Source organism: Propionibacterium acidifaciens DSM 21887 (assembly GCF_000426605.1).
In the GTDB taxonomy this organism is placed as follows: domain Bacteria; phylum Actinomycetota; class Actinomycetes; order Propionibacteriales; family Propionibacteriaceae; genus Propionibacterium; species Propionibacterium acidifaciens.
On sequence record NZ_AUFR01000056.1, the window covers coordinates 1 to 6,894 of the forward strand.

8 protein-coding genes are annotated in these 6,894 nt (G+C 50.1%); 1 reads left to right on the forward strand and 7 read right to left on the reverse strand.

Annotation, left to right across the window (positions count from 1 at the left end):
- On the reverse strand, positions 1 to 458 hold a 458-nt coding region (locus K336_RS19815; protein WP_233418768.1), incomplete at its 3' end, for a hypothetical protein.
- Between the two features lie 164 nt (positions 459 to 622).
- Here K336_RS19815 and K336_RS19450 point away from each other — a divergent pair.
- Positions 623 to 1,093, forward strand: coding sequence for a transposase (locus K336_RS19450; RefSeq protein ID WP_051245776.1), 471 nt, complete (start codon positions 623 to 625; stop codon positions 1,091 to 1,093).
- 152 nt (positions 1,094 to 1,245) lie between these two features.
- Here K336_RS19450 and K336_RS16365 read toward each other — a convergent pair whose 3' ends face one another.
- From K336_RS16365 to K336_RS18075, 6 genes are all read right to left on the reverse strand, one after another.
- On the reverse strand, positions 1,246 to 2,337 hold the full coding sequence (locus K336_RS16365) for an alcohol dehydrogenase catalytic domain-containing protein (protein ID WP_043151063.1): 1,092 nt from the start codon (positions 2,335 to 2,337) through the stop codon (positions 1,246 to 1,248).
- Between the two features lie 17 nt (positions 2,338 to 2,354).
- Positions 2,355 to 2,879 carry an ROK family protein gene (locus K336_RS20265; protein WP_155945105.1) on the reverse strand — a complete coding sequence of 175 codons (525 nt, stop codon included), beginning with the start codon at positions 2,877 to 2,879 and terminating at the stop codon, positions 2,355 to 2,357.
- 423 nt (positions 2,880 to 3,302) lie between these two features.
- Positions 3,303 to 3,950 carry an HAD-IA family hydrolase gene (locus tag K336_RS18070; protein WP_162142619.1) on the reverse strand — a complete coding sequence of 216 codons (648 nt, stop codon included), beginning with the start codon at positions 3,948 to 3,950 and terminating at the stop codon, positions 3,303 to 3,305.
- On the reverse strand, positions 3,934 to 4,734 hold the full coding sequence (locus K336_RS18760) for a VOC family protein (protein ID WP_155945106.1): 801 nt from the start codon (positions 4,732 to 4,734) through the stop codon (positions 3,934 to 3,936). The genes K336_RS18070 and K336_RS18760 overlap by 17 nt, the downstream gene beginning before the upstream one ends.
- Entirely contained in the window at positions 4,731 to 5,729 is a 999-nt protein-coding gene (locus K336_RS16370) for an NADP-dependent oxidoreductase (RefSeq protein ID WP_211223511.1), read from the reverse strand. Before K336_RS16370 ends, K336_RS18760 begins: the two co-directional genes overlap by 4 nt.
- A complete protein-coding gene (locus K336_RS18075) occupies positions 5,671 to 6,459 on the reverse strand; it encodes an SDR family oxidoreductase (RefSeq protein WP_081660838.1) in 789 nt (262 codons plus the stop codon). Before K336_RS18075 ends, K336_RS16370 begins: the two co-directional genes overlap by 59 nt.
- Positions 6,460 to 6,894 lie beyond the last annotated feature (435 nt).

Here is a 6,894-nt window from a genome sequence, read left to right on the forward strand (position 1 = left end):
TGCGGGTCGGGGTCACCTTGGAGGAGACCGTCGTCCTGGTCGGGTGGAAGAAGCGTTCCGACAATCATGTGCTGGTGCGGATGAAAGCAGAAGCGATCCTGTACGCCTCTGAAGGAGTCGGAATCGACATCATCGCGAAGATGGTCGAGCGCACCGAGAGGACAGTGCAGGAATGGCCGGCCGACTGGCAGGCCACCAGGATGTGCTCGGTCCTGACCGGCCATGCGGGGAACCAGAACGCGGCGAAACTCACCCGCGACCAGAAACAAGAACTCAAGAAAATCCTCGCCCAGCCGCCCTCCCAGACGGGCGTCCGCGCCGAGTTCTGGGACGTCCCAGCGATACGTGACGCCGTGAAGACCCTGTCCGACGTGGAATACCAGTCGGACTCCTCGTACCAGCTGCTCCTGCGCTTCTGCGGGCTGAGCTTCAAACTGCCCGACCCGTTCGACGAGCACCGCAACGAGAAAGCCGTCACCAGACGCATGGCCGAGGTGAAGACCCAGGTCAAGGCCCTGTTGGATCAGGGCTGGGAGGTGTACGCGGTCGGCGAGGTCCGCTTGGAGCACGAGGCCTGGACCCGCCGCATGCAGCCCCGAAAGGACAACGCACCAGACCGTCCGTGGACCGGAAGAAGACGTCCCAGTCCTTCTTCGGCGCCCTCTCCCCGACCAGCAAAAAAGTCAAACTGTACCCGATCGAGGGCAACCAGAACACCGAGCAGACGATCCTCGCGCTGGAACGACTCCAACGCGAAACCGAGGCCGGCAAGATCGCGGTCGTCCCGGACAACGCCCGATCCCACCACGCGAAAGCGTTGACCGGCCTCTACGAGCCCGGCCGGCTGCTGGAGCGCATCACCCCTGTTTTCCTGCCGCCGTACGCGCCCGACCACAACCCGGCCGAGCACGTCCGGAACACGGCCAAGAACAACACCACCACCATCCAGCACGAGACCCCGAAGAAACCCTCGGCGCGTCCGCCTCACACATCGCCAGCCGAACACTCGACCACGACTTCGAACACCTCCCACCCCGCGAAACCAGAAACGATTTTGTTTCATGACGGCCACAGAAACGATCCTGCTCCATGACAACCATACCTGAAATTTAACTGACCGTTCAAGAGGATGACGATTTTGTTTTCTTGCTGTCATACACGCCACACAAAACCTACGAGCAGCTCCTCGTTGCTTTCACACCTTGACACCAAGCCCACACCTACACCCTCGATTGTGAAGAGCCGTCAAAATGAGATGACTAGACGCATAACAAGCAAACCATCAATCACACGAGAACAAGAATTGATCATTTTATTCAAAATTTCAACACCTTCCTGAACACCGCAGTCATGTGTGATAAGTCTGTCAATTAGCGACTCAGAGCCTAAATTTTGAAGAAAAATTGACGCATTTTTAAGTCTCGTCGTACTAACACCTCTGTTTCCTGTAAGAACCGTCATCCTTCTAGAGTCGGAAAATACCACTCGGTTTGGCGGCCAGCTCCCGCCCGTGTTCACCATTCGAACTTGATGAAGGTCAACATCGGGAAATTCAAGACTAGTCGAGCCAGGAGGAAGTCCACCAACTAGATGGGCTGCCACCAAGCGTGCACCAAGAACGCGTGCGCTCTCAGTCAGAAGCGGCTCAGTCCCACCACGATGCGTCGCCGATAGAAGCGCGACGCTGTTCCCAACATATTTTGATGCTTCCCTCACAGATCGTACGTTGACCACATGAGGATTGAAGGATTGTGTCCATTCGAATCCAAGTTGATCTCTATGCACGACAGTAATTGATGCTATCGTTTTATTAAAAACATACGACGCTACAAGAGATGCAAGATTACCTATAAGTCCATCTCCAATTATGAGAAGGCTGTCTGGGTGTTCAAGTTCTAAACATTCCAGCGCATAGAACACAACAGCAAGCGGTTCTATTAGAGTACCGCGCGAAGCGGAAATCGATTGTGAAACATGAGTAACCAATCCCGCATCCACCGCGACGGCCGGAATCTTAACTCGTTCCTGCAAAAGCCCGTTGAGGTTATGCCCAAGAAGAAAATTGGGATTAGTGGGATCAGTTGGATTGATAATCACACGATCTTCTTCTTTAAACTCATGGACGCTCTGACCTCTTGCAACAACCTTTGATAATCCCTCATGACCAACTATTAAAGCAGGGTCATCACGTAATCGTCTAAGAATCTGGATATCAGTTCCACAAATACTTACTTTTTCAGGAGCAACGATCAAATCGCCCTTACAAGCACACTCCGATGGAACAGATTCAATGACACAGCGAGAACCATGTCTTACGATTGCCTTATGGAAGTACATATTAGATTCCATCATTTCTATTTCTGTATTTGGAATTTCTCAGTGATCAAGATCTGAGCCCCTATTTCAGGGGATACTTCATGATCTCCCACTATCATAATCCGAGTTGATCTGGTCCTCATACCATCGGCATAGGACGATTCGGCAGACAGCTGACGCATCAGTTCTTGCTTATATGCTTCCCCGATACCAGCTGGGACACCGCCGCCAATTCCGATGAGATCAGTATGGGGTTGCAGCGTACAGACACATCTCACAATCTGCGCGATCGGTTCAACAATAGTTCTGAGAAGCAGTCGACCTTCCTCATTATCATAAAATACGTCAAGCTCGGTGATCGGACAAACATTTTTGACCAATCCAAGAGCACATGCTACCCGAGGGATCGCGGGTCCAGATGATATAGCAGCAATATGACCTCGTCGCCCACAATCACATTTGAGAGAGCGGACTGTCTCTGGCGCAAAAGACGCAGCAGGGAGGTGCCCAACTTCACCTTGTAACCCCCCCAGCATCAACTTCAATGCAGCGTGTTGGTGCATGGGCAGTTCTCAATGCAATTCCGCTGCTGATCGTTAGATAAGTTACGTATCTATCGCTAAACCTTGCATACTTGCTCACAAGGTGAGCCAACCCTGCGGAAACATCGTTTACAATACTCCAACGAACATCGGGTCGTACACCCTCTAACAAGTGTCTAATCGGGACATCCCATTGCCCAGGGCCCCAAAGTGGCGCTGACCCATAAGCAATGCCAGTCTCTTGATCATAAGCAGCACCAAGTGAGACATATGCTGTACTATTGCGCGGGGCATGATCAGCAAGGAGACGGATTAATTCCTGAACGAGTTGGTCATGCGGTATCCCCTGGCGATGCAAAACGCTCGGTGTGGGTATCTTGTCTACTCCATGCGGGCTACTGATGCGAGTCCAAGTTCCGCCTACATCCATTTTTATAATATTCATTATACTTCAATTTCAACATATGATTTCATAATACGTATTGATAACCGACCATAATCCTTGACCGAAGCTATCGCTGACTTCCACCGACTGGGCGTGCTGCGACCTACCTCAATAATTCGTATGCCAGCGGCATCGAGTGCCTCAAATCCCAGAGCTGAGTCTTCAAACCCAATGCAACGATCCGGACGTACTGCCAATTGTTGAGCTGCGGCAAGAAACCCTTCTGAACTAGGTTTTCCAGAAAAAACATCCTCGGCACAAATCGCCACCTTAGGTGTTGGTAGCCCGGCACCGTGCATCCGTGCTTCCATGAGCGATTTTGGAGCTGCCGTAACGACTGCCCATTGCCAGTCGTTCAGTGAATTCAAAACTTCAGCAGCACCTGACATAGGTTCAATATTCACAGCAGATCTTATCTCATCCTCACGTACAGTCTCCAACTCGCGTTGAACTTGCTGATTCGTCAGTTGAGGACATACCAAGTTTATTATGTCCGTTCCACGCCGACCCGGTAGAAGCACTTTAATCTCATCAAAATCAAGGTGCATTCTCATCGCGAACTTCGTCCATGCAGTAATGATTGAGAACGAAGACCTAACAAGTGTCTCATCCAAATCGAAGAGCAGGGCTTCAGCCTGGAAAATCAAAATTCATTCTCCGTTTCGGAGCAATACCCTCCGACAGATCCGAAGCCCATTTTGACTCTCCGAGAGTAAGCTCATGCCCCCCAAGCTCAGTGATTGCTCGTGGCGGATTTTTATCAGAAACACCATGTTCGAACAACTCGAGATTTAGTCCATCAATTGCTACCATAGCCATCCGAGATGTCGAAGCAACATCGACACCAAACTGACGATAAGTAAAATCAGCATCAACAGATATTTCGGTTCTCAAGACAACCACTCCACCTGCAAGATCATTCAGGTTCATGATCGCCGACTCAAGATCTGATACACTATAACCAGCATGATCTAGTCCTTGAATTCCGTACAAGGCTCCTGGCCGTTGCACCGGATGTTCATGGTAAAGTCTGACCGATGAATTTGACATATAAGCAGGTGGGTTCGGCCATTCCTGAAGTTCGAACAAGGTACCCCACGGCGCTTTAAAATAAATCCATCGATTCCCCTCGATAGGCCCCTCGCCAGTATCGACAATATCACCCATCAAGCGTGTATCATCCAAAGAAATGAGTGTGTTAGCAACCTTTTCAATATTCCTTACACGAAAACAAAGATGGAGCGTCCCAAGATCGAATATTGATGGCAGTCCGAGTTCGCTTGACTTGCACTCGACCAGTTTTACCGTGACACTCGGATCAAACTCAAATAGAGCTTTTCCACTAGCCGGTGGCCCAACCACTTGAGTGAACCAATCTGCTGCCACTTTAATGTCCGGCACAGCCAGAGAAATGTAATTTAGAGTGTTCATGGTATTAACAACACCTTTCCACGAAGGCCTCCCTTTTCAAAATCACGGTGAGCGGCAGCCGCTTCTGACAGGGGATACCTGCTCCCTACCGTAACTACTAAAGAATGGCAGGCCACTTGTTCAGCGATTGTTGCAAGCCGCGCCCCATCTTCCTGGACGTAACTCTTTGTCGGGATAATCCCGCGCTGAGGTTCAGGCTGCCGGTTGTCTGCGACTGACACGAACGCTCCTTTATCGTGTACTGCCGCAATTGTGCCGGAGATGCCAGCAGTATCAAGCACTGCATCGAATGCATATCGCGGGATCTCTGCAATATCTGAGTAAACCACCGTGATTCCCAACCTAGTCAGATCGTCACGGTCAGAGGAACGTGCGAGACCCGCTACTTCATGACCTCTTTGAAGCAACCACTGAGCGGCTACACGACCGACTGCTCCTGCTGCACCGGTCACAAGGACTCGGGAAGCTTGGGTCAAGTTGACCTTGTCAAGAAGTTGCGCAGCGGCCATAGCAGCCAATGGTACTGCTGCAGCTCGTTCAAGAGGAAGTTTCTCCGGTACAGACGCAAATAACGTTTCCGGAGCAACTACGAACTCTGAGTACGTTCCGCGTCTGCGCACAGATTGAGCGATCATGCCCATGACTGCGTCACCAACCTTGAATTTTGTGACATCAGCACCGGTAGCCTCGACCGTACCGCTAACATCCCATCCCAAGATAGCAGGAAATGTGAGATCAATACCAAGAAATCCCGAACGAGTTTTGATGTCAACTGGATTGACCGCAGCAGCCGCCACTTTGATTCGAATATCACATGAATTTATTTCTGGTTCTGGAAGATCCGAGTATGTAAGTTCATCGGCAGAACCTGTTCGATTAATAACAACTGCTTTCATCTTCATTCCTTTCAAACACAAATATCTGTCTGTCGAAAGATTAATTTTTGGACAACGCTTTAGCATTTTCTTCGGCTGCCATAAGTAGTAGACCACCATCAACATACATCGTTGCACCGACTACATATGACGCTTCTGAACTTAGAAGCCAAGTCACCGCATTGGCAATCTCTGCTGTCTCACCTGCTCTACCACTCGGAATAGCAGGTCGTAGAATTATGGAATTTTGATTTTCTTCATCAATGCCGTTCATTGGCGTTGCCGTCTCTCCCGGAGCAACGATATTAAGTCGAATATTAAACGGCGCGAATTCTAATGCTAGCGCTCGAGAGGCAACTGCAAGTCCCCCCTTCGAGGCACAGTACAAGGCTCCACCTGAAATTGGAATCTTATCATGTACAGAAGTAATATTTACGATTGCGCCTTTGATTCCGTTTTTAACAAAATAACTCCCAGCCGCTGAGGTTAGAAGAAGCGGAGACTTAAGGTTGATTGTCAAGATCTCGTCTAATCTTTTCGCATCCAACGAAAAACCTGATGATCTGTCGTTGACACCTGCATTGTTGACCAAATACCCAATCGGGCCATGCTCAGCAATAATGTCATGAAAACGGTTATTCACGTGACGAGGATGATCCAGCCCAATGAATATGGGGGTAGCCTCAATGTTACATTCTCTCCTGATCTCGTTGCATAGTTTCTGTGCGCGTTGACTTCCGGAATTATATCCCACGAGTACACGGATTCCGGATCGAGCAAGTCGCCACGCTACTGCTTTACCAATCCCACTACTTGCACCAGTAATTAAAGCAGCCAAATTATTACACAATTTGAATCACCACTTTTGGACGATTGCGCTTCTTTTCAAGCCGTAAGAAAGCAACACTAACGTCATCAAGCACGTATACTTGATCAATTAGTGCTTGAAGCTCCATTTGATGAAGCTTATTCATAGGGATGATCTAAGCTGTTGTCGATGGTTTCGTGGAGGCGTGTCGCAGAAGACGAAGGGCGGCCTGCCCCGAGATAATTAATGCGTGACAAGAAACTATCAAGGAACAGGCCGCAGGCCCCATGCTATCACACGACTGACCCGAACCCAGATGCACGACCTGTGCCGGAGAATCCACGCGGCAACCGGCGGTGATCTGCCGTCGGCCGGTTCACGGCGGCTCGGCCCCCACCAGAGCGTCCGGCTCGTTCTGGCCAGTCTGCGTCACAATCTTGAACAGGAGCTCCTCGCTGAACTGTTCGGGATCTCCCA